This window comes from Limnobacter sp. (assembly GCF_036846585.1).
Taxonomy (GTDB): domain Bacteria; phylum Pseudomonadota; class Gammaproteobacteria; order Burkholderiales; family Burkholderiaceae_B; genus Limnobacter.
This window is the reverse complement of record NZ_DAIUBR010000014.1, coordinates 35,825-62,311: the sequence shown is the minus strand read 5'-3', so window position 1 is coordinate 62,311 and position 26,487 is coordinate 35,825. Positions and strand designations below refer to the sequence as shown.

The window sequence follows — 26,487 nt, the reverse complement described above, 5'->3', positions numbered from 1 at the left end:
TGATAATCATTATATTTTATTTTCATTCAAATTCAGGCGGCCCTCTCGAAGGTCGTTACGAGTCAAGCCACTGGTTTCACTTTCCCCGCAGCCCGTTTCGCTTTCGCACGCGCTTCTTCAACATTCTCGGCACGCGCCAACGCAACGCCCATACGGCGCTTCAAAAACGATTCAGGCTTGCCAAACAAACGCACATCCGTGCCGGGTTCAGCCAATGCCTCGGCAACACCCTCAAAGGCAATACCCACTTTTTCAATGCCACCATAAATCACCGCACTTGCGCCCGGTGTTTTCAGGCTGGTGTCCACAGGCAAACCCAAAATGGCACGGGCATGTAACTCGAACTCGTTTTGCCACTGGGTAATCATGGTCACCATGCCGGTGTCATGTGGCCGTGGGCTTACTTCGGAAAACCACACTTCATCGCCTTTCACAAACATTTCCACACCAAACAAACCGGTGCCACCCAGGGCAGTGGTTACACGGTCGGCCATGTGCCTGGCTTCTTTCAGCGCTTTGGTGCTCATGGCCTGCGGCTGCCAACTTTCAACGTAATCGCCGTTTACCTGAATGTGACCTACAGGCTCGCAATAAGACGTTTCAATCGCACCGTTTTTCGGGTTGCGGGCACGCACGGTCAACAGGGTAATTTCGTACTCGAATTCCACAAGCGATTCAACAATGACACGACCAGAATTCACGCGACCTGCGCTACCAGCGTAATCCCAGGCCGCTTCCAGTTCACTGGCGTGGTCTACCTTTGATTGCCCTTTGCCGGAAGACGACATCACGGGTTTGATGATGCAAGGGTAGCCAACGGGTTTGTGCCCTTCAATACCTTTTTCCACAGCGCGCTTCAAGGTGTCGAAATCGTCTGCAAATGCGTAACGCGAGCAGCTCAACTTCAATTCTTCCGCCGCCAAACGTCGAATGCCTTCGCGATTCATGGTCAACCAGGCCGCATTGGCCGTGGGCACCACGCGCACAACACCCGCGGCCTCAAGTTCCTTCAAGGCTGGTGTTGCAATCGCCTCGATCTCGGGCACCACAATGTGCGGCTTTTCCTGTGCGATCAGGGCCTTCAGAGCTTGTGGATTGGTCATATCGATCACGTAGAACCGATGCGCAAGCTGATGGCCTGGCGCATTGGGGTAACGGTCTACCGCAATCACCTCAACCCCAAAACGCTGAAAGGCAATGATCACTTCCTTGCCAAGTTCGCCGCTGCCTAACAGCATCACTTTCAGGGCATTGTCCGCCAAAGGAGTGCCAATTCGGGTTGGAAATTGAATCGAAGTCATTTTGAAGTTCACCAATGTAAATCAGTTAATGGATTCAGGCGTGTCTTGAAGGTGCGCATGCGATGCTTCATCGAAAAATACCACCAGCAGCACCAACAACACCGGGCCGATTATCAAACCGACGATGCCCATGGTGATCACACCACCAAACACGCCAAACAGCACGGCGAGGAAGGGCAGGTGAGTTCCGCCCTGGATCAACAGGGGGCGCACCAGGTAATCGGCAATCAACACCACCAACATGCCAACGGAAATCAGCACAATCGCCTCGGCGCCATTACCGCTTAAAAACAGAATCATACCCAATATCGCCAGCAGGCCGGGGGCCGCCATGGGAATAAAAGCAATCAAAGCCGTGGCAGTACCCAGCAACACAGGGGCATACACGCCACAGGCTGCAAACAGCAATGAGAGAATGACAGCCTCGGCAAAGCTGACAATCACCAAACCGTTCACCGCTGCGCGCAGGGCAGGCGGCATGTGAGAAACATACGGTTTCCAGCGTTGCCCCAGCCAGTCGCTGCCAATCCGGTTCATCCGGATGCTGATGGATGAGCCATCACGGTAGAAAAAAAACAGCACCCACAACGCAAAAAACAGGGTAGCCACGCGACCCAGCAACTCAAGCAAAATAGCAGATGCTGTGCCCTGCACATCGCCCAGGCGTTGTGTCAGCGTGTCACGTAACAAGCCGGAAATTCGTTTCGGTACGCTGAGATATTCCTGCCAACTGGCCACCAGCATGTCGCCAATAACCGGAATTTGGGGAAGCCACTGCGGTACATCCACGCCGGAATCGTCGGCCTGGCGAAGAAAGGTCGTGATCTCCAGAATGTCTTGAACCATGAACACGATCAAACCGATCATGGGACCCACCAGCAAAAACGCAACCACCAGGGTAGTTAGAAATGCGGCGCCATTGGGCTTGCCGGGAAAGCGGCCACGGATGCGGCAGTGCAGGGGCCAAAATGCGGTGGCGATAATGCCCGCCCACAAAATGGCCAACAGAAAGGGGGACAACACAATGGCTGCGCCCACCAAAATCAAGATCGTAAACAGCATGCTGATCAGGGACTTCGGTTGTTTAAGGTGTTCTGCCATGTCAGCCAGTGGTGCGATTTACGCGTTAGTTGAATGCTTGTTTGTGGTTCAATCATTGTAGCAATGCCTGAATTGCAATTTGACTGTTTTATGATTCGGCAGGCAAGGGGGCGGCTTCGCTGTCACTTAAACACCACCTTTCCATCCACGAGAAGAGCAATGAATATATCAAACGCACTACGAATTGCACTGTTTGGCACTACCCTCGGTTTGCTTGCCCCCGCAGTGGCCCATGCAGACCTTTGTGAAAAAACACCGGCCGTGAACCTGAACGCAATCAGCAGTGAAGACGTGGACAACGACATGGTGCGCTTGAACTGGCAGGTTCAAATTCAGGCAGGCACTGCGAATGAGGCCATGACCGCCGTGAACACCGTGCTGGAAAAATCAATCAAGGGTTTGTCCGGCAACACCAACATCAGCAAGCTGCGAAACAACATTCAAACCTACCCGCAGTACGGCAAAGACCGCACCATTCAAACTTGGCAGGGGGTGGGCTCGCTCACGTTCGAGATGCCGGTACAGGATTTGAAAAACCAGAAAAGCCTGAATGTTGCCGAAGATTTGACCCTGAGCAACCTGGAGTATTTTCCAAGCGACGCCAGAATTGAACAAAGCCGCGAAAAATTATTGCAAAGTGCAATGAAGGAATTTCAAACCAAAGCTGGTGTGGCTGCCAAAGGTTTTGGCAAAACGGGTTACAGCATTGGTGAAGTATCAATTAATGACGAGAATCAGGGCTCGCCAGGCGGCCCCAGAATGTATGCTGCGTCCGCAGACATGATGAGCAAGGGTATCGAGGTTACGCCTGCGGCCGGTTCAAGCCGCTTGAGCGTTTCGGTCAATGGGCGCGTTTGCCTGAAGCCGTAAATTGAATGATGTGCGCAGAAAACGACGCGGGGGGTTCAGAGTTGTCCAATTCCGTTGAACCCGCGTTGCCTGCGTCACCTGAATTAATCAATCGAAGCCCGTTTTGCTTCAAGGGTACAGGGTTCAGTTCCTGCTCAAGCTTTTGAACCTGCTCACGCAGTTTGCCAAACGATTCCCACATCAGCTTCGATGATTCCATGGCCGACTGCAACGGGCTTTTCGCCCTTTGACGAATCATTCGAATGCGAAACAGCGTTTGTTCCAGCGACTGGCGGTGCTCGGGATCCGCACTGGCAACATAACCTTCCAAAACGGCCTCACGGCGTCGCTCGAAGGCAGCAGGGTCAACCTGGAACAAATCGGCCCATTCCTTGAAATCAAAGTGTGTCATGGTTGCTCCTTGCTTTGCTGAATCAGCTTGGCTTTGTGCTGTCTTGATCGTCTGTACCCATCAAAAACGCATGCACTGCTTTTTGCAATGTTCTTAGCCTGGATGTTTTTAGGTTAAGCTCACGTCTAAGAGCTTCGTTCTCTTCCATGAGTCTGTCAACCAGTGCAAGAGTTTCAAATTTCTTACCCAAACTTTCGACCCTGTTTACTTCAACGCTTGAATGATGGCCCATGATGACTAGTAATGTTGCTATTAACCTTTGTACTGCCAAACGCAGCAATTGGTTTTAGTAATACCATTCAGTAACAACAATCAAATGACAACGACAACAATGGTTCGTACCCGCGCATCCTGGCTTTACTCCTTTTTAACAATCAGCCTGGTGTTTACACTCGTGCATGCCAATGCGGCAGAAACACCGGCAACCCGCTGCGAAACAGATTTCGGAAAAGAACCTGTGGCCAACACGGTAGAAACTTGTCGGCTGGAACTGATTGGACCTGTGAACACGACAAAACGCATTGCAATTCTGGAAACACTGGGAAAAGCCTATTTGGCCCAGAAAGAATCAGACCTGGCCATTTCCACCTGGAATGAAGCAAGCCAATACAGCAGCCCAAGCCGCGAAGAACCGGCTACAGCGGAGACCTGGACCCGTTTGCAGTTATTGATCGGTCAAACATACGCGCAGGCCAAGCAGATGGACAAGGCTGAAAAGCAGTTCAATAAAACGCTCGGCACTGTGGAAGAATCGATTGGGCGTTATTCCTTGCCCGCAGGCATGGCCCAAGACGCCATGGGCACTTACTACGCCCTTCAGAACAAGCCCAAAGAAGCCGAAGATGCATTCAAGCGTTCACGAATTGTGTATGAAATCCGTCTTGGAAAAACCCACCCCAGGACACTTGAAACCCGCATGAATCATGCAATCGGTTTGTTGGACATGAACAGGGAAAAAGATGCACAGGAAAACTTTCAAGTGCTGGCAGAAATCATCAATACCTTGCCAGAATACAAAACAGAACCCATTCGTGCCGAAATTCTGACCTTTCTGGGCACCTTGCAAATGCGCAGCGACCAGCTTCAGGACGCCATACGCAATTATCAAATCGCATTTGAAGTGCGGCAGGACGCCTTTGGCCCAAACGACATACGCACCAGCCAGTCTTTGAACAACCTCGGCGTGGTGTTGTACAGGGCAGGGGATTTGAAACGGGCAGAAATCGCGTTGAGCAAAGCCTACGTGATACGCAATGACGCCTTGGGCAACAAAGACCCGTTGACCTTGAGTACGCAAAAAAACCTGCAGGCCGTTATCAGCGCACAGAACTCAAAATCAAATTAACCCTTGGCGTTGCGCAACAATTTGCGATTCGCTTTGAATGCCTTGAATTCATACACGGAAACCAGCAACACTGCAGAAAATACGCAGGCAATGGCTGCCAAAAAGCTGGGGCTGGCCACCTCGTAATTCAGGTAATCAACCAGGCCGTGAACCAACATGGCGGCCGCGACCAAGATCAACGCCAACACACCGGGGTAGGAACGAAGGGCTTTCATGTAACACCTCTCAAAAAAATACCGCTTAATAACTGACCACGAAGTCATTAAGCACACTTTAACACTGAGAAATGTCATTGATTGGAGTCAAGCTTCTAACGTTGTTTTTCACCAAATTCATGCGCACAACATTCACTTTATTCTTTTAAAACAAAGAAGTAGGAATGCTGCACACCACAAGCCAAACAGGTTCAAGGCACCCCCACCCCCGCCACCACCAGAAGAATTTGGTGCTCCGCCAGAATCGGAATCATTGACTGTCGCAGAAGGCACACCAGAACCTGTAGAGGTGCCATTGACAAGCGGTGAAAACAAGCTTGCCAACACCGTAGGAGAGGTTGCACCAGGGTTTGCCACCACCACGGAGGCAATCGCGGTGCGCCCGCCTGACACTTGTGAGCGTAAATCAAAGCCGGAAACACCGGCTGGCACGGTGATGTCAACATTCAAGCCATTGAGTGCCAATACGGGGTTGGGGACATCGGGGCTTGATTTAATCACATTGATCACATCGAACGACACCGCAGACACTTCCTGTCCGGATGCATTGAACGATCCTTCGGATGAAAAAGTTCGTGTTTCACCCGGGGGAATTACGTTGCCAGTGTTGGAAAACAGGTTGGTCAAACCGCCAAATACTTGAGTATTGACCAGATTGGCAACATCCAGCATGCCTGCACCGCAAAGCGCTTGCGTGCAGTTGCATTCGGTGTTCGTCAAATCCGCCGAGCAGGCAGGGCGGTTGTTCAGGGACAAAAATGGGCGAGATGTCGATTTCAGCAGGCTCTCGACCATATCCACCGATGCAGCCGGGTTCAATGACCAATACAGGGACGCCGCCGAAGCAACCATGGGTGCAGAAAAACTGGTGCCCACCTTGGTGCTGTAGGTGTTGCTGACAGGCCCATCGGTGCCAGTGTTCGATGCGCTCCAGATAGGAAATGCACCATCACCACCCGGTGCGGCAAGTTGAATGCCAGGTCCAAAATTACTGTAACTCGCCTTCAAACCCTCCTGATCAATGGCTGCCACACCGAACGCACCGGGGCAATTGGCAGGCGAATCAACGGTACTGCCGTCGTTGCCGGCAGAAACCAGCACCAAGGCACCGACCTGGCGCGCCGCTGTAATGGCAGCGCCTTCAATAGACGCCACGCAGGCACCTTGCGCGCCAAGGCTAAGATTGATCACCTTGGCAGGGAAGGGGTTTGCAGGTGCCCCAGGCACGCCTAGCCCGGCAGCCCACCGAATGGCATCGGCCAGATCACTGGAAAAGCCACCACATTTGCCCAACACGCGAACCGGGAGAATGGCTGCATTCCAGTTCACGGAAAATATGCCTTCGCTGGCAATGGGGTTACCGGCCACCAGGCTGCTTACAAACGTGCCATGCCAGCTTGATTGGCTAAGCTGCCCACACACCGGGTCGGCAGCAAGATCGGCTGGCGTCACCCCATCACCGGGGTCTGAAGGATCTGAATCACGGTCTGTAGAACCCGTGCTTTGTCCATCTGCCGCGATAACCGGATCACTGATGAAATCGTAACCGGGCAACAAATGGCCTTGCAGCATGGGATGGGAAGGCAACACACCGGTGTCCAGTACAGCAACAACCGTGGGTGCCGTTCCGTGAAAATTTGTCCACATTACACCCGTGTTTATCGAGGCAGGTTGTGTAGCCAGGTCCTGATGAAACCACGAGCGGCTTTGCCGCGCGGGGTCGAGCGCATTGAGCAAACCAATCAAGGGTGACTGGGCACGCAACTGGATGCGGCGATCCTGATCAACCGATTCAATCGCAGGATCAGACAACAAACGCTGACGCACCTGTGCAGGTTCGTCGCTGTCAGCGACAACTACTGCACCTCGTTCTCCGAATGGACGAATAAGAAGAAAATTCTGCTTGTGCACGCGGGCAAGTTCTGAAATCTTGCCTGAAAGTTGCTTTGCGTCGCCAATCGTACCTGGCTTGAATTGAATGACCCAGCGCTCGGCTGACAAGGCAGCAGAGGACACCGAGGAAAAAGAAACAGCCAACGCACAAGCGATAAAAGGTCGTAACCACATGGTGAGCCCAAATCGAAGTTCGCATGATGTTTATACCGAACGTGCGGGGGATGCGGATTCAGATATGCGGTTCAAACCACGAAGAATCCACTAGTTTACATAATACAAATTATGCGCCAAATCGAATGGGCGCTTTAAATGGGTTACCTAGAGTGATCCCCACCAATTCTGGCGATGCTTTCAACCCGAAAACAACCGAAAAAGTACATAGGTTCTTTTATTTTATATTCGAGGTATCGCCATGTACAAATTCATGTTTTTCGCTTTGGTTGCATGCGCTGTATATCCCGATTGGCCAGTTGAAGCGATGGCTGCCGGCCAGGGGTTGATTGGCAACCTTCAAACCAAAGTCATTGTGGTCGGTCAACTAAGCCAGTAAAACCCGTTCGGAAATATTTCAATGCAAATCAGCAAGCTGAGGTCCTAATCGACCTCTTTTGCTGATCTTCTAAAATTGGCGAATTTGTATGATGGGTAGGATTCTTCCTCCATCTTTATGCGAAATCGCCATGTCAAACCTATCACAATCCGAATTAAAAGGCCGCAGCGCCCGTATGGCTGTACCCACAACAGGCGTTGAGCGCCTGCTTGACCCCAAAATTCCCATTGTGACCAAAACAGACCTGAAGGGGCGAATTACCTACGCAAACCCGGCTTTTGTGGACATTTCGGGCTTTACCCTGGATGAATTGCTGGGCCAACCGCACAACATTGTTCGCCACCCGGACATGCCCCGCGATGCGTTCAAAGACCTTTGGAACACCAACCACCGCGATGATCCCTGGAAAGGCCTGGTCAAAAACCGCTGCAAAGACGGTGGCTATTACTGGGTGGATGCCTACGTTACGCCGTTGACGCAAAATGGCGAAAAAATTGGTTACATGTCCGTTCGCTCAAAACCAAGCGACACGCAAAAAGCGCAAGCCGATGCATTGTACAAGGCCATCAATTCCGGCAGCGCCAGTTTTCCGTTCACGAAAACCACCAAAGGGCGCCCGTTCATTGTTGACATGGCTGTGGTGGGTTTCCTTCCCGTGCTCATCGCCCTGCTCTCGCTGATCGATATTCCCGCCGTTGTCTACGGCAGCACCGCTGCTTCATTTGTTGTGGCTGCGCTTGGGTTGATGTGGCTTAAAGGGCGTGTGGAGCACACCAACAATGCCATGCTGAACGCATTGCGTGCCTTGGCTGAGGGCAATTTCAAACATGAAATTCCGGAATCGTCGACGCGGGAATTCAACAAGGTTCACACCGCATTCAAAAACATGCAGGTCAATCTGCGTGCCATTATTGCCGACGTGGTGTCCAGTTCAAGCGAAGTAAAAAACAATGCCGAAACATTGAGCAAGCTGGCCATTAATTTGATGAGCCGATCGCAACAACAATCAGATGGCATCAACGGTGTGGCTTCTGCGCTGGAAGAATTGTCGGTGTCAGTATCTGAAATTTCAGAGGCAACCAGCAAAAGTTCATCGCACGCGAGAAACGCCATGGAAGTAGTCGACAGGGGTGCACAAAGCATGGACAAGTCCACACAGGCCACCCAGAAAGTGTCGATGGTGGTTCAAGACGCCAAACAAAACATCGAGGAACTTAACCGTGCTGTGCAAAAGATCAGCAGCGTAACCCGAACCATTACCGAAATTGCAGAAAGAACAAACCTGCTCGCCTTGAACGCTGCCATTGAGGCTGCACGCGCCGGCGAATCCGGACGAGGCTTTGCTGTGGTGGCTGATGAGGTGCGCAAACTTGCGGAAATGACTCGCCAATCAACCACTGAAATTGCGGCCACGGTGCAGGAAGTACAAAGTGGCACCAACAAAGGCTTGGAAACCATGGGGCGTGCAGTGGACGAGGTAAACATTGGAACCGCGCTCATTCACGATGCCAGTGAAAGCCTGCAAGCCATCAAGATGGCCAGCAGTGGCGTGGCACAATCCGCCAAAGACATTTCATCCATGCTGGAGCAGCAATCCCAAGCCTCGCTTGAAGTGGCCAACAGCATGGAAAAAATGAGTGCCTTGACGGAAAGTAACGTGGCAGCCATTAACGACCTGGACGGGGCGGCCAAAAAACTGGCCTCCACCTCCGGCGAATTGCGCACACTGGTCAAACATTTTGAGGCCAGTTTATAAAGCAAAATACGCGAACAGGCTAATTGGGCTTGTTCGGTTTCAAGGGCGCTGTTCGCAGCGCCTTTTCTTTTTTCATAATTTCAAAAGCAAGTTCCTTGCGCCCTGCTTTCATGGCGTACCCTGCTGCGTTATAGCCTGCCTGGTTGGTCAGCGCGGGGTTTGCTCCCAGCTTTAACAGCGTGCGCACCGCATCTTCCCTGCCCTCACGCGCCGCCATCATTAGCGGTGTGGTTTCATTGGGTGACAGCACATCCACTTCTCCGTGGGCATTGACCAACAATTCAATTGACCGGGAAGAACCCGAGGCGGCCGCGTTGTGCAAGGCAGTCCATTGTCCGTCTGCACCCTGTTTTGCACCTTTGACCAGCAATGTGGCCACCCATTGTGGTTTATTCAAGGTGCTGGCCACCATCAGGGGCGTTTCACCGCGACGGTCTGGCTGGTTTGGATCCAGTTTCCCAGACAACAACAACGCCCGCACAGCGTTGGGTGAATCTTGCATCATCGCGAACGTGATGGCGGGAAACCCGTCCCCGTTCACGGTATTCGGGTCCATGCCTTTGAGCAGCAAGGCCCGCAAACGGGGCTCATCATCAAATTGAATGGCCAGGAAAAAATCTTCAAATGCGCCAGCACAAACCACACCGGAGAGGGTCAGCAACCCTACACAGGCCATGAACATGCGCCGCTTCAAATGGCGGCCACACCCGACGATTGCACAAAACCAAACAGGCGATCGAAGTTAAGGGATGTTTGAACACCCACTTCCTCCGTGGAAACGCCCTTTTCCTGCCCAATCACTTTGGCCACATGTGGCACGAAACTGGGTTCATTGGTTTTGCCGCGGTGTGGAACAGGTGCAAGGTAAGGTGAATCGGTTTCGATCAGGATTCGGTCCATGGGTGCGAATTTCGCCACCTCTCGCAGATCGGCTGCATTCTTGAAACTGACAATACCCGAGAACGACAAATACATGCCCAGATCAAGCGCCTTGCGCGCAAATTCAAGGCTTTCAGTGAAACAGTGAATAATGCCACCACAGCCCTGCACATTTTCCTCGGCCAGAATGCGCAAGGTGTCATCACCAGCAGACCGGGTGTGAACAATCACCGGTTTTTTGCACACATTCGCAGCGCGCAAATGCACCCGAAAACGCTCGCGCTGCCATTCCAAGTCACCCTTCAAGCGAAAGTAATCCAAGCCGGTTTCACCAATGCCAATTACCTTGGGGTGATTGGCCAGTTCCAGTAGCTTGCCCACTGTTGGCTCAGAAATGTCTTCATAATCTGGATGTACGCCGGCAGTGGCCCACAGGTTGGTGTGGTTTTCGGCCAGGGCCAGCACATTAGGGAAGTCTTCAAGTTGAACGGAAATGCACAAGGCGCGGCTAACCTGCGCAGCTTTCATGCGGTTCAGAATTTCTGGGAGCTGCTCGACCAGACCGGGAAAATCAAGATGGCAATGTGAATCAGTAAACACTACAAGGTTGCTGTTTTTTTCATGGAACTTTGCATTTTACCTATCATTTGCTCGATTGCCACCCGGGCACCATCACCACTGTCGTCTTTCGGGAACTGAATACCGATTCCCTGCGCCTTGTCGCCGCGCGCATTGGCGCTGCAAATCCACACCACCTTGCCGTTGATCGGGAATTTTTTGGCGTCTTCACCCACGGTCAACAACACAAACACCGGGTCGCCCAGGCAATATTCCTTGTCTGATTCCACAAACACCCCACCACCCTTGATAAAAGGCATGTACAAACTGGCAGCCGTTGTTTTGTCAGCCAATGTCAGTGACAACATCCAAGGGCGATTGGCTTCTTTGTTCATGCGGGAATTTGCGATCAGCTTGCTGCTCATGGCATATGGCGTCCGGTAGTGTTATCTGGTTAAAGTTTGCCATTGTTGACCCACATACTCTAGCGCCAAACGGGGGTTAATTGGATGGTTTGCCAAGCGAAATTCTTTTTGAAGGTTTTGATAAAGCTGGCTGAGCCGGTCAACACCCACTGCTTTGACCCACATCAGTTTGGGTTGCAACCAGGGAAAATTGCTGCCTTTCAAACCATGGGCTTGCTGCACGCAGTCACTACACAGGCGCATCGCCAATTCAAGAACAATGGGCAAACCCACCTTTTCCAATCCGGCAGGCGGGTTGGCGTGCTGTTCCGGATTGGCCAGCCAATCCAGAAACTTTTTTCGCAAATCCAGTTGATCTGTTGAATTGTTGGCCAAATCAAGCGCCTCAAAGGGGTCGTTCATGGCCACACCCAAGGCCACATCGGCTTGCGCAACGCCATGCCCTTCAAGCCAGCTTAAACACTCGGCAATTGCAGGCATTGGCATGGTCAGTTCCTGGCAGCGGGAACGGATGGTTGGCAACAGCTTGTCGATCCGGCTGCCCACCAGCACAAAACGCAGGCCATTGGCGGGCTCTTCCAGCGTTTTAAGCAAGGCATTGGCCGTGTTGGCATTCATGTGATCGAAGGGGTACACCAGTACATAACGCGAAGCGCCGCGGCTTGATGCCGTGTTGAAATAGTTTTGCAAATCACGCACATCATCAATTCGAATGTCCTGGCTGGGCTTCACGCCACTTTTTACCTCAACATTGAAACCCAATTCCAGCGCCTTGGCCTGGGGCATCAAATAACGCAGATCAGGATGATTGCCAGCAAGGCGCATGTGGCAGCCAGGGCACTGCAGGCAGGGTTTTGTGCCAGAAGGCGCTTCACACAATTCTTCGGCAAGGTGTTGGCTTGCCAACTCGTAAAGGCCCTTCGGTTGATGCCCGTGCACCAATATTGGCGCAGTGGTGGTTTGCATCAAATTCGCCAATTGGCCCTGGGCACGCAGCAACCAGCTGGCAGTGCTCATGCCAGCCCCAGATTCAAATGGGTGCGCATGAATTTGTCGAGTTCAGCCAATACGGTTTCCCCCACCACCTCCTCGGCGGGCTGCGCATCGATCAGGCGAATTCGGCGCGGGTTCAGTTGCGCCCGTTTGATGAAACCTGCCCGCACGGCCTCGAAATACGCAACCGGTTTCCCTTCGAATTTGTCACTGGCCCCCGCCCTGCCCTGAATACGTGCTTGCGACACGGCAATGGGTAAGTCGAACAAAAAAGTCAGCGTGGGCTCAAAACCCTTCAAGGCCCATTTGCCAAGCTGTTGGCAATCTTCCCAGCTGGCACCGCCCGCACCAGCCTGGTAGGCAAAGCTGCTGTCCTCGAACCTGTCTGTGATAACCCACACACCGCGGTCAAGTGCAGGTTGAATGGTTTGCACCATGTGTTGCCTGCGTGCCGCATACATCAGCAACAACTCGGTGTTCACATCCATCTCGTGGTGCAGCACCAGTTCCCGAATGGCTTCGCCCACGGGCGTGCCGCCGGGCTCGCGGGTTTGAAGGCATTCATAACCCATTTCCTCGAGGCGGGCCTTGACACGCGCAATGTGCGAAGACTTTCCCGCACCATCCACGCCTTCAAAACTGATCAGGTAACCCGGTTTGTGTTTTTTCATGGAACGTTCACCGCCTCAGTTGGTACTTGCGCACTGCGTTGTTGTGTTCATTCAGATTCTTGCTGAAATAACTGCTGCCGTCACCTTTGGCCACAAAATAAAAATAAGGCGTTTTTTCAGGATTCAATGCGGCATGCAACGCAGCCTTGCCGGGGTTTGCAATCGGCGTGGGCGGCAAACCTGCACGGGTGTAGCTGTTGTAGGGTGTATCGGTTTGCAGGTGTTTGCGGGTCAAGTTGCCATCAAAGGTCTCGCCCACACCGTAAATCACAGTGGGGTCGGTTTGCAGCAACATGCCCACACGCAAGCGGTTAACAAACACGCTGGCCACTTTGCCACGGTCACTGGCAAGGCCTGTTTCCTTCTCCACGATCGATGCCATTTTCAAGGCATCGTATGGCGTTTTCAACGGGCTTTGCGGATCGCGTTGAACCCAGGCTTTGTCAAGTTCAACCTTTTGCAAACGCACGGCCCTGCCCAGCAATTCCGACAACTTCGAGCCGGGGGAGTATTTGTAGGTGTCCGGGTAAATCCAGCCTTCCAGACTGTTGCCTTCCAAGCCCATTTTCACGGCAATTTCACGGTGATCCATGCCCGGCAAATCATCCACCAAATCGATCTGGGTGCGCAATTTGGCAAGCAAGGCGCCTGCTGTTTGCCCTTCTACAAGGGCCACACTGCTAAGCACACCCTGCCCTTTGCTTAAATAGTCCACCAACCCCAATGTGCTGATACCGTCGGGCAGGTCATACCGCCCAGCTTTCAGCTGACTGGCCCGGCCCGTAACCCGGGCAGCAAGCACAAACATGTCAGGATTGACATCAAGCCCCTGCTGGTTCAGTTCATTGGCAATGCCACGGGCACTCAAGCCGCTGCTGACGTGCGCATCAACCCTTGCCTGAGTGCGGTCAATCGACAAACTCAACGCAAAATACACACCAACAATAGCTGCGCAAAGCAGGACAACACCCGCCACCGCAATGCGCTTGATCCATTGCCACGGCGATGTTTTTTTCTTCAGCACTTTCCTGGATTTTTTGCCTTTGCGCACGACTTTGCTTCACCTTGGGTTACTGGAAGGCGAGACCTTACCAGATGCCACTACAATATGGGAATTGGCCTACATGATAGCGGGAATCTTTTTCAGATTCGCTGCCACAGGGTTTGTTTCACTGGATACAAAGGATTTGAACATGTCTGCACAGTTTTTATCGCGTTGGGGTGTCATTGGCGTGGACGGGGACGACGCAGTAACCTTTCTTCAGTCACAGCTTAGCAACGACGTGGCAGGCATGGCTGAAAACCAACTCCGCATGGCCGGGCTTTGCACCGCAAAGGGCCGCCTGCTGGGCAGTTTTTTCGTAATGCGCCGTGGCCCACAAGTGTTGTTGATGTGCCGCAAGGAAACCGTGCCTGCGCTGGTAAAGCGCCTCGGCATGTTTGTGTTGCGCAGCAAATGCAAGGTGCGTGATTGCTCGGCTGAATACCAACTGGCTTATCTGGCCGACTCTGGCCTGATGGCCCCCATGCGCGTGCAATGGGACGAACAGGGCAATGCGACCGCCAGCTTGCGGGCCATACAAGGCACTGCCCCCGGCATTCAATTGCAGGCCAGTGATTCACCACCCGAACAGGCCGATGGTGATGACGCGTTTGAACACGCCTTGCAACAACTGGGCATTGCGTATGTGTCGCAAGCCACGGTGGAAGTGTTTGTGCCGCAAGCGATCAATTTTGACCTGGTGGGAGGGGTCAGTTTCAGCAAGGGTTGTTACCCAGGACAGGAAATCGTGGCGCGCAGCCATTATTTAGGCAAAGTCAAACGGCGGGTGTTTCAGGCCACTGCGCCGGATTCAATTCCCGTAAGCGCAGGGCAAGACGTGTGGTTAAGCGGCAAGGAAAACGAGCCCGCCGGCGTTGTTGCAACCGCAGTAACTTTCAACAATCAGCAATATTTGCTGGTGGAACTGACCGTAGACGATGCCGAAAAGGCTGGTGCCCAATTCGCGGTGAAAAGCGATGCAGGCGAAGCCCGCCTGCGAGTGCAGGCACCGCCCTACGATGTACACCAGAAAGGCAATGTGTTCGAGCCATGACATGCCAGTTGTTCATCTACTACCGCATCCCGAAAACCGACATTGTCTTGGGCTTGGCGTGCGCAAGAAACTTGATGGAATCGGTTCGGCAGCAGGGCTGGGGGCAAGGTAAATTATTCCAACGCGAAGAAGCTGACAAACCCTATTTCACATTGATGGAAGTGATTGAACCCGCAGCACCACATGCAACGCATGTTGCGGAATTCAGCGTGCAAATTGAACTGCTGGCTGCACGTTGTTTTGCGGATTTTACCAATGCGCCCAACCGCCATATTGAGGTGTTCCACGAGGTGTCAAACCCATGTGCCTAGCAGCAGTTGCCATTAACACACACCCTGATTTCCCGTTTGTTTGCCTGGCCAATCGGGACGAATTTCATGATCGCCCCACTGCGCCATTGCATGCCTGGGAAGATGAGGCAGGCACCCTGTATGCAGGCAAAGACATGCAGTCGGGCGGCACCTGGCTGGGTGTGGGCAGCAATGCCGAATTCGCGCTGTTGACCAATGTGCGCAACAGCACACTGAACATGCCCGGCACTGCACCCTCGCGCGGCGCACTGGTGGTCAATGCCATACAAAACGGGCACGGACCAGGCGAAGCGGAATCAGTGTATTACGCTGGCTTTAACCTGATTCACGGCAATTTGGGCTCACTGGCCTTGCGCTACACCAGCAACCAGGGCTTGCGGTTGAACAATGGTTTTCCATTTTCATCGGCGTTGCGGCAAGGCATTCACACATTGTCCAACGGACATCTGGACGCACCCTGGCCAAAGTCCCGCCGCTTGAAAGAAGGGCTGACGGCAGAAATTGACAAGTCAATTTCCAGCCCCGTCGAATTACCGGAATTTGAGCAATCACTGCTCACTCTGCTTGAGCACACTGGCTTGGCTGACGACGGCGAATTGCCAAGCACAGGGGTGCCCCATGAATGGGAAAAAATGTTGTCTGCCGTAAAAATAATTTCGCCACTGTACGGCACCCGCTCCAGTGCCATTATGTTGCTGGACAGGCACCATACTGTTCATTTCACTGAAATTACTTTCGACACAGCTGGCCGTGAAATTGAGCGACAAAGGTTTGAAATACCCCTGCCACCCAACTCGCCTTACACTTCGTAATCCATGCACTGGCGTGCGCTGCGCACTTCACCAATCAAGCCTTTAATGGCCTCGTGTTGGGGGTGAACCTGGTAGGCATCCAGTGCGGCCTTGTTCTCGAATGTTGAATACAAGGCCACGTCATACGTGCACTCCAGGCCCTTGCCACCCAGGCCCACTTCAAAGTCCAGCATGCCGGGCACGATGTTGGCGCAGGCCATCAACTTTTCCTTCACCAGTTCCATGTTCTGGGCCTTGGTGTTGCCAAGGGCTTCGTCTTTAAACTGCCAAAATACGATGTGCTTGATCATTGAATACCTCAATTTGGTAACTGATAGTCTTTGAACTGCTCGCGCAATTTCAATTTCTGGATTTTACCAGTCGCGGTGTGGGGCAATTCATCCACAAATGCCACATCGTTGGGCAAACAGTATTTGGCTACTTTGCCTTCATAGAATTTAAGCAATTCTTCCTTGCCCACTTCCACGCCTGGCTTGCGCACCACCACCAGCAAGGGGCGCTCATCCCACTTGGGGTGGTGCACGGAAATGACTGCTGCCTCGTGCACGGCCGGGTGCGCCATGGCCACGTTCTCCAGTTCAATTGAACTGATCCATTCACCGCCCGACTTGATCACGTCTTTGCTTCGGTCCGTGATCTGCATAAAGCCTTCGCGGTCAATCTTCGACACATCACCCGTGGCAAACCACTTCTTGCCGGCTTTGTCGGTCGTGAATGCCTTGCCGCCTTCCCCACCGTAGTAGCTGTCAATTACCCAGTGCCCGCGCACCAGCAAATCGCCAAAGGCGTTGCCATCCCATGGCAATTCCTCGCCATCGTCGCTGACAATTTTCATGTCCACGCCGAAAATTGCAGTGCCCTGCTTTTGCATGATTTTCTGTTTTTCTTCCAGCGGCAAATCAAGGTGCTGCGCCTTCAAACGGCACACTGTGCCCAGCGGTGAAAGCTCGGTCATGCCCCAGGCATGAATCACCTCCACACCCAGGCTGTTCAGTGTTTTGATCATGGCCTCCGGTGCAGCAGAACCACCAATCACCGTGCGGTTGAAGTGGTTGAACTTCAAACCGTTTTGCTGCACATGGTTCAACAGGCCCAACCACACCGTGGGCACGCCTGCCGAAAAATTCACCTTCTCGCTTTCCAGCAGTTCGTAAATGGACGCACCATCCAAAGCAGCGCCGGGCATCACCATTTTTGCGCCGGTAATGGCCGCAATGTATGGAATACCCCAGGCGTTCACGTGGAACATGGGCACAACAGGCAAAATTGTATCTCGGCTACTTAGGCCCAGCGCATCTGGCGTGCAGGCAGCCATGGCATGCAGCACGGTTGAACGGTGGGAATACAAGGCACCCTTGGGGTTACCGGTGGTGCCCGATGTGTAACACAGGCCCGAAGCGGCATTTTCATCCAGCTGCGGCCACACGTATTGGTCCGAAGCATCTTTGATCAAGGCTTCGTAATTCAGGCAGCCAGCAACTGCGGGTTCTTCGGGCATTGCGGCCTCGTCGCACATTTGCACCCAACGCTTCACCGTGGGGCAAGCTGGCGCAATTGCTTTCACCAGCGGTGCAAAAGTGCTGTCGAAAAATACCATGGTGTCTTTGGCGTGGTTGATGATGTACACCAACTGCTCGGGAAACAGGCGCGGGTTCAGCGTGTGTACAACCGCCCCCATACCCGACACCGCATAATAAATTTCAACGTGGCGGTAGCCGTTCCAGGCCAGTGTGGCAATGTTCTCGCCCTGCACCACGCCAAGCGCGGTCAGCGTGTTGGCCAACTTCTTGGCGCGCCTGGCCACTTGCCCGTAACTTGTTCGATGAATGTCGCCTTCAGTGCGGCGGGACACAATTTCACCATGCGGGTGGTGCCGTTCTGCGTGTTCCATCACCGATGAAATCAACAGGGGCATATTCATCATCAAACCTTGCATTTGCGGTCTCTCCTCCAGCTCAATTGTTTGTTCTCGTGTGTTACCCGACTACAATGGTAGGGTTGTTCTATCGAAACTATACTGCAGGACCACCCTTTGTTTCATAACCACGATTCTATTTTGGTTCAGGAATACGCAAGTTTGGGCGCCCCCTACCTTGCCGAAGTACCCGCCACGCCGCTGCGAACCGAACCGGCTTTGCTGCATTTGAATACGCAATTGGCAGCTGATATTGGTTTGAATGCCGATGAACTTGCAAGCAAACCCGGCATTGATGTGCTTGGCGGCAACGCCCCATGGCCAGGCTACGCCAGCCGCGCCAGCGTATATTGCGGCCACCAGTTTGGCGTATTTGTGCCACAACTGGGCGACGGCCGGGCGCTGCTACTTGCCGAGGTGCGCAAAGGCAAACAGTACCGGCAACTGCAACTGAAAGGCGCAGGCCCAACCCCCTATTCACGCCACGCCGATGGCCGTGCGGTGCTTCGTTCATCAATCCGCGAATACCTGGCTTCTGAAGCCATGCACGCCTTGGGCATACCCACCACACGCGCCCTCAGCCTGACCGCAAGTGCCGACCCCGTGTTTCGTGAAACCACCGAAACAGCCGCCGTGGTGTGCCGCGTCAGCGAAAGCTTCTTGCGCTTTGGGCATGCAGAATTTTTCTGCTACACCAATCAACTGGAAGCACTGCGCAACCTGTTGACCTGGCACATTGAGCAGCACCACCCGGAAATTGACCTGGGCAACACCGATGCCAGTTTCCACCAAGGCCTGCTGCAATGGCTTGGCACTGTGATCGAACGAACAGCGCAAATGGTGGCGCAGTGGCAGGCCGTGGGCTTTTGCCACGGTGTGATGAACACCGACAACATGAGCTTGCTGGGCCTGACCATTGACTATGGCCCCTATGGCTTTGTTGATGGCTTCGACATTGACCACATTTGCAACCATTCCGACCACCAAGGCCGCTACAGCTACCGCAACCAGCCTCGCATCGCGCATTGGAACCTGTACGCGCTGGCACAAGCCATCAGCCCCTTGCTGCCCGACAGCAAGGAAACCCTGCAAAACCTGCTTGATAACTTTGCGGATATCTTTCAAACCCGGCACAGCGCCCTGTTTGCCAACAAGCTGGGGTTGCCTTCAGAACAAGGCGAGGCCGCGAACACACTGATCGAAAACACCCTGAAATTCATGCATGAACACACACTGGATTTCACCCGATTTTTCCGCTCGCTCTCTGCATTAAACCCAACCGCCAGCGTTGCCGGAAATTTTGCAGCCTGGCAGCAAAGTCCGTTCTTTCCACTTGCATTGGGTGATGAAGCGCAAGTGAACAACGCCCAGACCTGGATCGAACAATGGCTTGCACTTGCAGGCCAAACCCCTGTAGAACCTGGCGTTTGGCGCACCCGGCTTGACCGCAGCAACCCTGCTTTTGTACTGCGAAACCACTTGCTGCAAAACTCCATTGAACAGGCACAAAAAGGCGACTTCGCTGAAGTGAACCGTTTATACAAAGCCTTGTCTGACCCGTACACGGCAGAAAAACTGGCGCCAGAATACACAAGCGAGCCACCCGACTGGGCCAAAACGCTGGTGCTGAGCTGTTCATCTTGAGGAAACACGCAAATGGCTGACAAAGTAAGCAAGACCGAAGCCCAGTGGCGTGAAGAATTAACGCCCACCAGCTTTGAAGTAACCCGCAAAAAAGGCACGGAACGCGCTTTCACCGGCGAATACTGGGATCACCATGAACCTGGAATTTATCGCTGCATTTGCTGCAAAACGCCCCTGTTTGCTTCTGACACCAAATTCGATTCCGGTTGCGGATGGCCCAGTTATTTCGCGCCATTGAACCCGGACAACATTGAAGAACACACAGACCGCAGCCACGGGATGATCCGCACAGAAGTGACATGTAAAATATGCGATTCGCATTTGGGCCACGTATTTGAGGACGGGCCAGCGCCAACGGGCCTGCGGTATTGCATCAACTCGGTCAGCCTGGCCTTTGAACCCTTTGCATCCGATTCCTCGGCATAATCAAACCCATGAAACTGTTACTCGATTTCCTTCCGATTGTTCTGTTTTTTGTCAGCTTCAAATGGGCTGGCAGCAACCCCGAACAAGCCCAATCCATCTTGCAGCCCATTTTGGGCAGCATTTCCAACGCCGAAGTACAAACAGCCCAGCTACCCATTTTGCTGGCAACCGTAGTCGCCATCGTGACCACCGTGCTGCAAATTGTTTACCAGAAAGCCACTGGCAAGAAAGTAGAAAACATGCAGTGGATCGGCCTGGTACTGATTGCCGTGTTTGGTGGTGCCACACTGATTCTGCAAAACGAAACCTTCATCAAGTGGAAACCCACAGTACTTTATCTGGCCATGGCGGTCGGCTTTCTGATTGCCCATGCCTTCAAACGCAACCCCATTGAAATGATGATGAAGGGACAAGTTGAATTGCCAAGGCACGTCTGGGTAAATTTGTTGTGGGCCTGGGTCGGCTTTTTTGTCACCATGGCCGTTTTGAACATCATGGTCGCCTACTCGTTCTCAACCGACGTGTGGGTCGATTTCAAATTGTTTGGCTCCCTGGGGGCGACGTTGGTATTTGTATTCGGGCAAGGCTTTTACATGTCCAAACACATGAAACAAAGCAGCGAGGCCAAGTAACAGCATGGTCACCAGTGAAGACATCAAAAAGCGCCTGGAAACTACGCTAAGCGCCGAAGTAGAAGTGATCGACGAATCGCACCTGCATGCCGGGCATGAGGGTGCAAAATCAGGTGGTCGGCACTATCGGGTGAAATTGAAGTCTGCCCGGTTCAATGGCTTGAGAACCTTAGCGCGCCATCGTCTCGTGTATGATGCTTTGGCAGAATGGATGAAAAAAGAAATCCACGCTTTGGCAATCGATGCCGCTGAGGACACTACTGAAGACGCCAGCTAGAGCCCACGTATTAACTCATTGAGACACAAGGTTATTTTTTTATGTTGAAAACCACACTGAAAGCAACTTGCCTGGCCGCCGTATTGGTTCTGGGCAACCCGGTTCACGCTCAAAACGCCGCAGTGGTGAATGGCCAGTCCATTCCCAGCGCATTGGTCGACTTCATCATGGCCGAACAGGAAAAGCGCGGTCAAGCCGCCTCACCTGAAATGCGCGCCACCATTCGCCAGGAACTGATCAACCAGGAAGTGATGAAGCAGGAAGCCGTTAAGAAAGGCTTGGCTAGTGCACCTGAAGTAAAATATCAGGTGCAAATGATGAACCAGGCCATTTTGGCCAACGCCCTGCGCGAAGACTTCTACAAGAACACCAAGCTGACCGACAAAGAAGTGCAAGACGCCTACGAGAAAATTGCACAAATGATGGGCGGCAGTGAATACCGTGCCAGCCACATTTTGGTGGAAAAGGAAGAAGAAGCCAAAGCCATCATCGACAAACTGGGCAAAGGCGGAAAATTTGAAGATCTGGCCAAAGCCCAGTCCAAAGACCCCGGTTCTGCACCCAATGGTGGCGACCTTGACTGGGCCAACCCAAACAGCTTTGTGCCCGAGTTTTCACAAGCAATGGTGAGCCTGAAAAAAGGTGAATTCACCAAAACGCCCGTGAAAAGCCAGTTCGGTTACCACGTCATTTTGTTGGCCGATACCCGCCAAGCCACTCCACCCAAGCTGGACGAAATTCGCCCGCAGCTTGAACAGAAAATGATCAACGACAAGTGGGAAGAGTACCAAGGCAAGTTGCTTTCAAGCGCCAAGGTCAAGTAAACCGCAGCAATGTAAAAAAAGCCGCCTGTTTTTTAAACAGGCGGCTTTTTTTATCAAAGGTTCGTAATTCGGTCAATAGCAGCTTGATACATGTAGGTTTGACGCAAGCTCTCCCAATCCAGCAATGGCCCCGACAACAAACGGCTCAACCGGCGATCGCGTACTTCCCGATTTTCATGCACCTCTGGTACCGGGTTGTTTACCAAGGTGTCAATGTCGTCGAAGTTGTTGCATACCAGAACCGCATCACACCCCGCCTGCAAAGCGGCACTGGCGCGGGCGCGAATATCGCCCACCCCGTGCGCACCCACCATGTCCAAGTCGTCGCTGATCACGGCACCATCAAAACTGAATTTCACACGCAGCACTTCCTGAATCCAGAAACTGGAAAAGCAAGCGGGCTTGGGATCCACTTCTGAATAAACTACATGGGCAGGCATGATGCTGGCCATATTCAGCGTGGAATTCAACTGATAAGGCAAAGCATCCACCTTCAGAATGTCATTCAACGGGCGGGGATCGTGTGGCAGGGCCAAATGACTGTCCTGCTTTACCCAACCATGGCCAGGAAAGTGTTTACCACACGCCTGCATGCCGGCCAGCATCATGCCGTTCATTAGCGCTGCTGACAGGCGAGCCACCATGCGGGCATCTGGTCCGAAGGAACGATCACCAATAATCTCGCTATTGCCCCAGTCAAGATCCAGAACGGGCGCAAAGCTCATGTCAATGCCGCAGGCCCGAAGCTCGGCTGCCATGACAAAGCCCGCCTCGCGCGCAAGCAGCACCGCATCGTCAAAATCCACTTCAGCCCGTTGGCCGATTTGGCGCATGGACGGTATTGCTGTGAATCCTTCACGGAACCGCTGAACACGCCCACCTTCGTGATCAACAAAAACTGGTTTGTGTTCACCACCATTTATACGAATAGATTCCACCAAATCAATAAGCTGCGCTTTGCTTTCAAAGTTTCTTGTAAAAAGAATCAAACCGCCAACAGCAGGATTTTGAATTCGTACAACGTCCTCTGAAGACAAAGTCAAACCTGTCAAACCAATGATGAATGGACCTAGCATGGAGAATAAATTCCTCTTTTAAGTTATTGTTTTTGAATACAAAATAACCGTTGACATGGCATAATGTTGTTCATCACTGATTGACACTTGAGCAAAAGCCCGTTTTGATTCTAGCCAAAGCGCCAATTTCTCGGAATAGACCAAGATGGGTTGCCCTGTGTCTTGATTCAACACCGACAAATCCTGAAACGAAAAATGTTCGCCAACACCCGTGCCCATGGCCTTGGAAAACGCCTCTTTGGCGCAGTACCTGGTCGCGATGTACAAGGTGCCGCGAATGGCTGATTTGTCCAACCTGCGTTCATATTCGACAATCTCAGCGCTGGTTAACACGCGCTTGATAAAACTGTCCCGCCCCTTGCGCAGCAAATTCTCCAGCCTCTCGACCTCAAGAATGTCACAACCCAAACCAAGAACATCTTCTATCATCGCGCATTTACCAATTATCTTGGCCGTATTGATTCCAATCTTGCAGTAACCATCAATTCTTTCATTTTTTTGATTGCAGCTTCCCAACCCATGAAAACCGCATTGGCCACAATACTGTGCCCAATATTCAGTTCGGAAATGGTTTCAATTGCCGCAATTGGCGACACATTGTCATAATTCAAACCATGGCCAGCGTTTACTCGCAAACCTTCCGCAACGCCAAAGTTCGCCGCATTGCGGATGCGCTCCAGCTCCGCCTGGTGCGCAGCGCCGTTTGCATGAGCGTAGCTTCCCGTGTGCAATTCGATTGCATCTGCCCCGCATTTCAAAGCAGCCTCTATCTGATCCAGATCCGGGTCGATAAAAAGGGAAATGCGCATGCCTTGGCTTTTCAAACGGGCCACTGCTGGCGCAATCAAATGAAAACCACCAATTACATCCAGTCCACCTTCAGTGGTCACTTCTTCCCGGCGTTCCGGCACAAAACACACATCATGCGGCTTGATCTCCTCGACCAAACGAATCATTTCTTCAACCACCGCACACTCAAAATTCAAGCGCGTACTGATTTGCGGGCGAATGCGGCGCACATCATCGTCTTGCATGTGTCGCCGGTCTTCCCGCACATGCACGGTTATGGCGTCAGCACCAAATTCTTCAGCCAGCAAAGCAGCTTTCAATGGATCCGGCTCGTGACCGCGCCGCGCTTGGCGAATTGTGGCCACGTGATCAATATTTACACCAAGTTCAATCATGCTCTTAACAAATGCTCCATCCAGACTCTAGACATCAAACCATTGGGTGCAACATGGGTCAGCAGCAATTTCCGGGTAACGGGTTTTAACGCACTGGCGGCCACTTTTGACCACTGCCCCTGCTGAATTTGAGCGATCAACAGTCCTTGGACCGAATAATCAACGGCGGCGTTCTGCAATCCGTTTACATCCCCCCCGCTTGAGGGAGTCCAGCCAACTTGATCCACCCAAACATAATCACGCGACGTGTCAATTTCCCTTCCCTGCGCATCGTTCTGCCAATCCAGACCATACCCAAATGCTTGCAACAAACCCACCTCAAAGCGGCGCACACACAAATTCATGTCTTCACCACCCACCAGGCCCATCAGGGTGTCCTGATACAAATCAAAAAGCTCGGGATGGGCGTCTTCCCGGCTTAACCCACGCATCAACAATTCGTTCAGATAATAAGCCGCAAAAAGGGCCTTGCCATCGGGTGCCATCAGGCCGCCCATCCACTCGGCATGGCTCAGCGTTTTAACTTCTGATTTGCCACTAAACCGAACCTGCAAAGGCTGAAAGCTGACCAGCACCGCACGCAAACCAGAATATGGCCGCTTGGCCCCTTTGGCCACCACAGGCAATCGCCCATGCTCCCTACAGAACAATTCAACAATCAAACTGGTTTCCTTGTACGGCACGCTGTGCAGTACATAGGCAAAATCAGCATTGAACCGAGGGTTATTCATACCCCAGGCTTTGCAGCAGTGTCGCGTTATCAGCCCAGCCACTGCGCACCTTGACCCAGGTTTCAAGGTGCACGCTACCGCCGAACAGGCGTTCCATGTCCTGACGCGCCTCGGAACCAATGCGCTTTAGCTTCTCGCCGCCCTTGCCGATAATCATCGCCTTGTGCGAGGAACGATCGACCAGAATGGACGCAAAAATAACCCGGCGCCCCTCTTCAATTTCAAATTTGTCGATCACCACGGTGCAGGTGTAAGGCAATTCATCACCCACCAAGCGAAACAATTTCTCGCGAATGCGTTCCGCAGCCAGAAACTTTTCGGGGCGATCAGTCAGCGTGTCTTCGTCGTAGAAAAAAGGCTGTTCTGGCAACAGCGCCGACACAGCTTCTTTCAGGCTGTCCAGGTTTTTGTTGGCCTGGGCACTGAGGGGCACAATTGCATCAAAATTGCGTTGCCCGCTCACCTTCTGCAAGAACGGCAACACTTCATTTTTTTTCTCAAGCAGATCAACCTTGTTCACCACAGCCACCAAGGGCACGCCTTTGGGGCAAAGCTCCAGCACCTTGAGGTCGGCTGGCGTCAACTTGCCTTGCTCGATCACCCACACAATCACATTCACATCCGCCAGCGCGGTCAGCACCGCACGATTCATGGTTTTGTTCAAGGCGTTGGAATGCTTGGTCTGGAAACCGGGGGTGTCTACAAAAATAAACTGCGTGGGCACGTCTTTCACAGTTTCAGTCATCACACCCAACACGCGGTGGCGGGTGGTTTGGGGCTTACTGGACGTGATCGACAAATGCTCGCCAATCATTCCATTCATCAATGTGGACTTGCCCACATTCGGGCGCCCTACTACGGCAATCACGCCACATTTTGATTCGGCCATGGTTATTGCCTCCTGCTGGTTTGATTGGGATCAGAATACTCCCGCTCAAGCAATTCGATAAGCACCGCTTGCGCGGCGTGCTGTTCGGCAACTCGCCGGGAATGCCCCTGCCCGACCGTGGTAATTTCCAGGTCATCAATTGAACATTCAACGCTGAATTCCGGGCTGGCCGATGTACCACCTTCAACCAACACCCGATAGGTGGGCAATTTCATCCGCTTGCCCTGCAACAATTCCTGAAGGCGTGTTTTGGGATCTTTGCCCATGGATTCGATGGGCGTTTCAAGCATCACGGGGGTCAGCAAGCGAATGACACAATCGCGCGCATCTTCAAAACCGGAATCCAGAAGAATAGCGCCGAACAAGGCTTCCAGACCATCGGCCACGATGCTGTCTTTGATGGTCTTTGCGCTGCGCAATTCGCCCGCCCCCAAAGACAAATACCTGTCCAGCTGAAGGTTGCGACCAATCATGGCCAGACAATCCTGCTTCACCAAATGGGAACGAACACGGGACATTTTCCCCTCATCCATGTCTGGATGTGTTTCAAACAGCAAGATGGACGCAGCGCAGTTCAGCACGCTGTCCCCGAGAAACTCCAAACGTTCATTGTGCTGGCTGCAATAGCTGCGGTGGGTCAGCGCAACCTGAAGCAACGCCTGATCCTTGAAATGATAACCAAGCGCCGATTCAAGTCCTGAAAACCTGGAACTATTCAT

Annotated in this window: 31 protein-coding genes; 12 read left to right on the top strand and 19 right to left on the bottom strand. The window is 52.7% G+C overall.

Going from position 1 to position 26,487, the window contains the following annotated elements; translation table 11 throughout:
* Positions 1-62: 62 nt before the first annotated feature.
* Together purT and V7028_RS08420 are read right to left on the bottom strand one after the other, a co-directional pair.
* Positions 63-1,292: a formate-dependent phosphoribosylglycinamide formyltransferase gene (gene purT, locus V7028_RS08425; protein ID WP_334119652.1), complete on the bottom strand. Its 1,230-nt coding sequence runs from the start codon at positions 1,290-1,292 to the stop codon at positions 63-65.
* A gap of 30 nt (positions 1,293-1,322) precedes the next feature.
* Positions 1,323-2,402 carry an AI-2E family transporter gene (locus V7028_RS08420; RefSeq protein ID WP_334119637.1) on the bottom strand — a complete coding sequence of 360 codons (1,080 nt, stop codon included), beginning with the start codon at positions 2,400-2,402 and terminating at the stop codon, positions 1,323-1,325.
* Between the two features lie 159 nt (positions 2,403-2,561).
* Between V7028_RS08420 and V7028_RS08415 the strand changes: the two genes are divergently transcribed.
* The gene (locus V7028_RS08415; RefSeq protein WP_334119636.1) at positions 2,562-3,272 is read left to right on the top strand and encodes an SIMPL domain-containing protein; all 711 of its coding nucleotides are present in this window, start codon (positions 2,562-2,564) and stop codon (positions 3,270-3,272) included.
* Here the strand turns inward: V7028_RS08415 and V7028_RS08410 are convergent.
* Complete coding sequence (locus tag V7028_RS08410; RefSeq protein WP_334119635.1) at positions 3,244-3,663, bottom strand: DUF3135 domain-containing protein; 420 nt, start codon at positions 3,661-3,663, stop codon at positions 3,244-3,246. The genes V7028_RS08415 and V7028_RS08410 overlap by 29 nt on opposite strands.
* Before the next feature lie 316 nt (positions 3,664-3,979).
* Here V7028_RS08410 and V7028_RS08405 point away from each other — a divergent pair, with 316 nt between their 5' ends.
* Positions 3,980-5,008 carry a tetratricopeptide repeat protein gene (locus V7028_RS08405; RefSeq protein WP_334119634.1) on the top strand — a complete coding sequence of 343 codons (1,029 nt, stop codon included), beginning with the start codon at positions 3,980-3,982 and terminating at the stop codon, positions 5,006-5,008.
* Here the strand turns inward: V7028_RS08405 and V7028_RS08400 are convergent.
* Both V7028_RS08400 and V7028_RS08395 read right to left on the bottom strand, forming a co-directional pair.
* The gene (locus V7028_RS08400; protein WP_334119633.1) at positions 5,005-5,223 is read right to left on the bottom strand and encodes a hypothetical protein; all 219 of its coding nucleotides are present in this window, start codon (positions 5,221-5,223) and stop codon (positions 5,005-5,007) included. The two genes, V7028_RS08405 and V7028_RS08400, sit on opposite strands and share 4 nt — an antisense overlap.
* A gap of 132 nt (positions 5,224-5,355) precedes the next feature.
* Positions 5,356-7,290 (bottom strand): S8 family peptidase, encoded by a 1,935-nt coding sequence (locus V7028_RS08395; protein WP_334119632.1) that lies wholly within the window; start codon positions 7,288-7,290, stop codon positions 5,356-5,358.
* A 241-nt stretch (positions 7,291-7,531) separates the two neighbouring features.
* Here V7028_RS08395 and V7028_RS08390 point away from each other — a divergent pair, with 241 nt between their 5' ends.
* Together V7028_RS08390 and V7028_RS08385 are read left to right on the top strand one after the other, a co-directional pair.
* Positions 7,532-7,669, top strand: a complete 138-nt coding sequence (locus tag V7028_RS08390; protein WP_334119631.1) for a hypothetical protein — start codon at positions 7,532-7,534, stop codon at positions 7,667-7,669.
* A 130-nt stretch (positions 7,670-7,799) separates the two neighbouring features.
* A complete protein-coding gene (locus tag V7028_RS08385) occupies positions 7,800-9,425 on the top strand; it encodes a methyl-accepting chemotaxis protein (protein ID WP_334119630.1) in 1,626 nt (541 codons plus the stop codon).
* A gap of 19 nt (positions 9,426-9,444) precedes the next feature.
* Here V7028_RS08385 and V7028_RS08380 read toward each other — a convergent pair whose 3' ends face one another.
* From V7028_RS08380 to mltG, 6 genes are read right to left on the bottom strand one after another with little or no spacing between them, the layout of a single operon-like run.
* Positions 9,445-10,101, bottom strand: coding sequence for an ankyrin repeat domain-containing protein (locus tag V7028_RS08380; RefSeq protein WP_334119629.1), 657 nt, complete (start codon positions 10,099-10,101; stop codon positions 9,445-9,447).
* 14 nt (positions 10,102-10,115) lie between these two features.
* Positions 10,116-10,904 carry a TatD family hydrolase gene (locus tag V7028_RS08375; protein ID WP_334119628.1) on the bottom strand — a complete coding sequence of 263 codons (789 nt, stop codon included), beginning with the start codon at positions 10,902-10,904 and terminating at the stop codon, positions 10,116-10,118.
* Positions 10,904-11,287, bottom strand: a complete 384-nt coding sequence (locus V7028_RS08370) for a PilZ domain-containing protein (RefSeq protein WP_334119627.1) — start codon at positions 11,285-11,287, stop codon at positions 10,904-10,906. The genes V7028_RS08375 and V7028_RS08370 overlap by 1 nt, the downstream gene beginning before the upstream one ends.
* A gap of 21 nt (positions 11,288-11,308) precedes the next feature.
* The gene (locus V7028_RS08365; protein ID WP_334119626.1) at positions 11,309-12,304 is read right to left on the bottom strand and encodes a hypothetical protein; all 996 of its coding nucleotides are present in this window, start codon (positions 12,302-12,304) and stop codon (positions 11,309-11,311) included.
* Positions 12,301-12,951 (bottom strand): dTMP kinase, encoded by a 651-nt coding sequence (tmk, locus tag V7028_RS08360; protein ID WP_334119625.1) that lies wholly within the window; start codon positions 12,949-12,951, stop codon positions 12,301-12,303. Before tmk ends, V7028_RS08365 begins: the two co-directional genes overlap by 4 nt.
* Before the next feature lie 7 nt (positions 12,952-12,958).
* Positions 12,959-14,002 (bottom strand): endolytic transglycosylase MltG, encoded by a 1,044-nt coding sequence (gene mltG, locus V7028_RS08355; RefSeq protein ID WP_334119624.1) that lies wholly within the window; start codon positions 14,000-14,002, stop codon positions 12,959-12,961.
* Positions 14,003-14,144: 142 nt separating this feature from the next.
* Here mltG and ygfZ point away from each other — a divergent pair, with 142 nt between their 5' ends.
* The 3 genes from ygfZ to V7028_RS08340 are packed head-to-tail and all read left to right on the top strand — an operon-like array spanning position 14,145 to position 16,170.
* A complete protein-coding gene (gene ygfZ / locus V7028_RS08350; protein ID WP_334119623.1) occupies positions 14,145-15,047 on the top strand; it encodes a CAF17-like 4Fe-4S cluster assembly/insertion protein YgfZ in 903 nt (300 codons plus the stop codon).
* Positions 15,044-15,358 carry a DUF4936 family protein gene (locus V7028_RS08345; protein WP_334119622.1) on the top strand — a complete coding sequence of 105 codons (315 nt, stop codon included), beginning with the start codon at positions 15,044-15,046 and terminating at the stop codon, positions 15,356-15,358. Before ygfZ ends, V7028_RS08345 begins: the two co-directional genes overlap by 4 nt.
* On the top strand, positions 15,349-16,170 hold the full coding sequence (locus tag V7028_RS08340; RefSeq protein WP_334119621.1) for an NRDE family protein: 822 nt from the start codon (positions 15,349-15,351) through the stop codon (positions 16,168-16,170). The genes V7028_RS08345 and V7028_RS08340 overlap by 10 nt, the downstream gene beginning before the upstream one ends.
* Here V7028_RS08340 and V7028_RS08335 read toward each other — a convergent pair.
* Both V7028_RS08335 and V7028_RS08330 read right to left on the bottom strand, forming a co-directional pair.
* Positions 16,158-16,460, bottom strand: coding sequence for a Dabb family protein (locus V7028_RS08335; RefSeq protein ID WP_334119620.1), 303 nt, complete (start codon positions 16,458-16,460; stop codon positions 16,158-16,160). The two genes, V7028_RS08340 and V7028_RS08335, sit on opposite strands and share 13 nt — an antisense overlap.
* Positions 16,461-16,468: 8 nt before the next feature.
* Positions 16,469-18,106: a 3-(methylthio)propionyl-CoA ligase gene (locus V7028_RS08330; protein ID WP_334119619.1), complete on the bottom strand. Its 1,638-nt coding sequence runs from the start codon at positions 18,104-18,106 to the stop codon at positions 16,469-16,471.
* A gap of 96 nt (positions 18,107-18,202) precedes the next feature.
* On the opposite strand from V7028_RS08330, the gene V7028_RS08325 reads away from it, so the two are divergent.
* The 5 genes from V7028_RS08325 to V7028_RS08305 are packed head-to-tail and all read left to right on the top strand — an operon-like array spanning position 18,203 to position 21,888.
* On the top strand, positions 18,203-19,729 hold the full coding sequence (locus tag V7028_RS08325; protein ID WP_334119618.1) for a protein adenylyltransferase SelO: 1,527 nt from the start codon (positions 18,203-18,205) through the stop codon (positions 19,727-19,729).
* Positions 19,730-19,741: 12 nt separating this feature from the next.
* Positions 19,742-20,155 (top strand): peptide-methionine (R)-S-oxide reductase MsrB, encoded by a 414-nt coding sequence (gene msrB / locus V7028_RS08320; protein WP_334119617.1) that lies wholly within the window; start codon positions 19,742-19,744, stop codon positions 20,153-20,155.
* 8 nt (positions 20,156-20,163) lie between these two features.
* Positions 20,164-20,787 (top strand): septation protein A, encoded by a 624-nt coding sequence (locus V7028_RS08315; RefSeq protein ID WP_334119616.1) that lies wholly within the window; start codon positions 20,164-20,166, stop codon positions 20,785-20,787.
* Between the two features lie 4 nt (positions 20,788-20,791).
* Positions 20,792-21,064 carry a BolA family protein gene (locus V7028_RS08310; protein ID WP_334119615.1) on the top strand — a complete coding sequence of 91 codons (273 nt, stop codon included), beginning with the start codon at positions 20,792-20,794 and terminating at the stop codon, positions 21,062-21,064.
* A 41-nt stretch (positions 21,065-21,105) separates the two neighbouring features.
* Complete coding sequence (locus V7028_RS08305; RefSeq protein ID WP_334119614.1) at positions 21,106-21,888, top strand: peptidylprolyl isomerase; 783 nt, start codon at positions 21,106-21,108, stop codon at positions 21,886-21,888.
* A 53-nt stretch (positions 21,889-21,941) separates the two neighbouring features.
* Here the strand turns inward: V7028_RS08305 and nagZ are convergent, their stop codons facing one another.
* Genes nagZ through rnc form a run of 6 tightly spaced genes read right to left on the bottom strand, consistent with a single transcriptional unit; the run spans position 21,942 to position 26,487 of the window.
* Positions 21,942-22,964, bottom strand: a complete 1,023-nt coding sequence (gene nagZ, locus V7028_RS08300) for a beta-N-acetylhexosaminidase (RefSeq protein WP_334119613.1) — start codon at positions 22,962-22,964, stop codon at positions 21,942-21,944.
* A gap of 18 nt (positions 22,965-22,982) precedes the next feature.
* Positions 22,983-23,393, bottom strand: coding sequence for a holo-ACP synthase (gene acpS / locus V7028_RS08295; RefSeq protein WP_334119612.1), 411 nt, complete (start codon positions 23,391-23,393; stop codon positions 22,983-22,985).
* A gap of 14 nt (positions 23,394-23,407) precedes the next feature.
* The gene (locus V7028_RS08290) at positions 23,408-24,148 is read right to left on the bottom strand and encodes a pyridoxine 5'-phosphate synthase (RefSeq protein ID WP_334119611.1); all 741 of its coding nucleotides are present in this window, start codon (positions 24,146-24,148) and stop codon (positions 23,408-23,410) included.
* A complete protein-coding gene (recO, locus tag V7028_RS08285) occupies positions 24,145-24,879 on the bottom strand; it encodes a DNA repair protein RecO (protein WP_334119610.1) in 735 nt (244 codons plus the stop codon). The genes V7028_RS08290 and recO overlap by 4 nt, the downstream gene beginning before the upstream one ends.
* Complete coding sequence (gene era / locus V7028_RS08280) at positions 24,872-25,768, bottom strand: GTPase Era (RefSeq protein WP_334119609.1); 897 nt, start codon at positions 25,766-25,768, stop codon at positions 24,872-24,874. Before era ends, recO begins: the two co-directional genes overlap by 8 nt.
* A 2-nt stretch (positions 25,769-25,770) precedes the next feature.
* On the bottom strand, positions 25,771-26,487 hold the full coding sequence (gene rnc / locus V7028_RS08275; protein ID WP_334119608.1) for a ribonuclease III: 717 nt from the start codon (positions 26,485-26,487) through the stop codon (positions 25,771-25,773).

Coding starts and splice junctions, on each gene's coding strand:
- V7028_RS08420 (WP_334119637.1), bottom strand. CDS start 2,402: ATGGCAGAACACCTTAAACAACCGAAGTCCCTGATCAGCATGCTGTTT.
- V7028_RS08415 (WP_334119636.1), top strand. CDS start 2,562: ATGAATATATCAAACGCACTACGAATTGCACTGTTTGGCACTACCCTC.
- V7028_RS08410 (WP_334119635.1), bottom strand. CDS start 3,663: ATGACACACTTTGATTTCAAGGAATGGGCCGATTTGTTCCAGGTTGAC.
- V7028_RS08405 (WP_334119634.1), top strand. CDS start 3,980: ATGACAACGACAACAATGGTTCGTACCCGCGCATCCTGGCTTTACTCC.
- V7028_RS08400 (WP_334119633.1), bottom strand. CDS start 5,223: ATGAAAGCCCTTCGTTCCTACCCCGGTGTGTTGGCGTTGATCTTGGTC.
- V7028_RS08395 (WP_334119632.1), bottom strand. CDS start 7,290: ATGTGGTTACGACCTTTTATCGCTTGTGCGTTGGCTGTTTCTTTTTCC.
- V7028_RS08390 (WP_334119631.1), top strand. CDS start 7,532: ATGTACAAATTCATGTTTTTCGCTTTGGTTGCATGCGCTGTATATCCC.
- V7028_RS08385 (WP_334119630.1), top strand. CDS start 7,800: ATGTCAAACCTATCACAATCCGAATTAAAAGGCCGCAGCGCCCGTATG.
- V7028_RS08380 (WP_334119629.1), bottom strand. CDS start 10,101: ATGGCCTGTGTAGGGTTGCTGACCCTCTCCGGTGTGGTTTGTGCTGGC.
- V7028_RS08370 (WP_334119627.1), bottom strand. CDS start 11,287: ATGAGCAGCAAGCTGATCGCAAATTCCCGCATGAACAAAGAAGCCAAT.
- V7028_RS08365 (WP_334119626.1), bottom strand. CDS start 12,304: ATGAGCACTGCCAGCTGGTTGCTGCGTGCCCAGGGCCAATTGGCGAAT.
- tmk (WP_334119625.1), bottom strand. CDS start 12,951: ATGAAAAAACACAAACCGGGTTACCTGATCAGTTTTGAAGGCGTGGAT.
- ygfZ (WP_334119623.1), top strand. CDS start 14,145: ATGTCTGCACAGTTTTTATCGCGTTGGGGTGTCATTGGCGTGGACGGG.
- V7028_RS08345 (WP_334119622.1), top strand. CDS start 15,044: ATGACATGCCAGTTGTTCATCTACTACCGCATCCCGAAAACCGACATT.
- V7028_RS08340 (WP_334119621.1), top strand. CDS start 15,349: ATGTGCCTAGCAGCAGTTGCCATTAACACACACCCTGATTTCCCGTTT.
- V7028_RS08335 (WP_334119620.1), bottom strand. CDS start 16,460: ATGATCAAGCACATCGTATTTTGGCAGTTTAAAGACGAAGCCCTTGGC.
- V7028_RS08330 (WP_334119619.1), bottom strand. CDS start 18,106: ATGCAAGGTTTGATGATGAATATGCCCCTGTTGATTTCATCGGTGATG.
- msrB (WP_334119617.1), top strand. CDS start 19,742: ATGGCTGACAAAGTAAGCAAGACCGAAGCCCAGTGGCGTGAAGAATTA.
- V7028_RS08315 (WP_334119616.1), top strand. CDS start 20,164: ATGAAACTGTTACTCGATTTCCTTCCGATTGTTCTGTTTTTTGTCAGC.
- V7028_RS08310 (WP_334119615.1), top strand. CDS start 20,792: ATGGTCACCAGTGAAGACATCAAAAAGCGCCTGGAAACTACGCTAAGC.
- V7028_RS08305 (WP_334119614.1), top strand. CDS start 21,106: ATGTTGAAAACCACACTGAAAGCAACTTGCCTGGCCGCCGTATTGGTT.
- nagZ (WP_334119613.1), bottom strand. CDS start 22,964: ATGCTAGGTCCATTCATCATTGGTTTGACAGGTTTGACTTTGTCTTCA.
- acpS (WP_334119612.1), bottom strand. CDS start 23,393: ATGATAGAAGATGTTCTTGGTTTGGGTTGTGACATTCTTGAGGTCGAG.
- V7028_RS08290 (WP_334119611.1), bottom strand. CDS start 24,148: ATGATTGAACTTGGTGTAAATATTGATCACGTGGCCACAATTCGCCAA.
- recO (WP_334119610.1), bottom strand. CDS start 24,879: ATGAATAACCCTCGGTTCAATGCTGATTTTGCCTATGTACTGCACAGC.
- era (WP_334119609.1), bottom strand. CDS start 25,768: ATGGCCGAATCAAAATGTGGCGTGATTGCCGTAGTAGGGCGCCCGAAT.
- rnc (WP_334119608.1), bottom strand. CDS start 26,487: ATGAATAGTTCCAGGTTTTCAGGACTTGAATCGGCGCTTGGTTATCAT.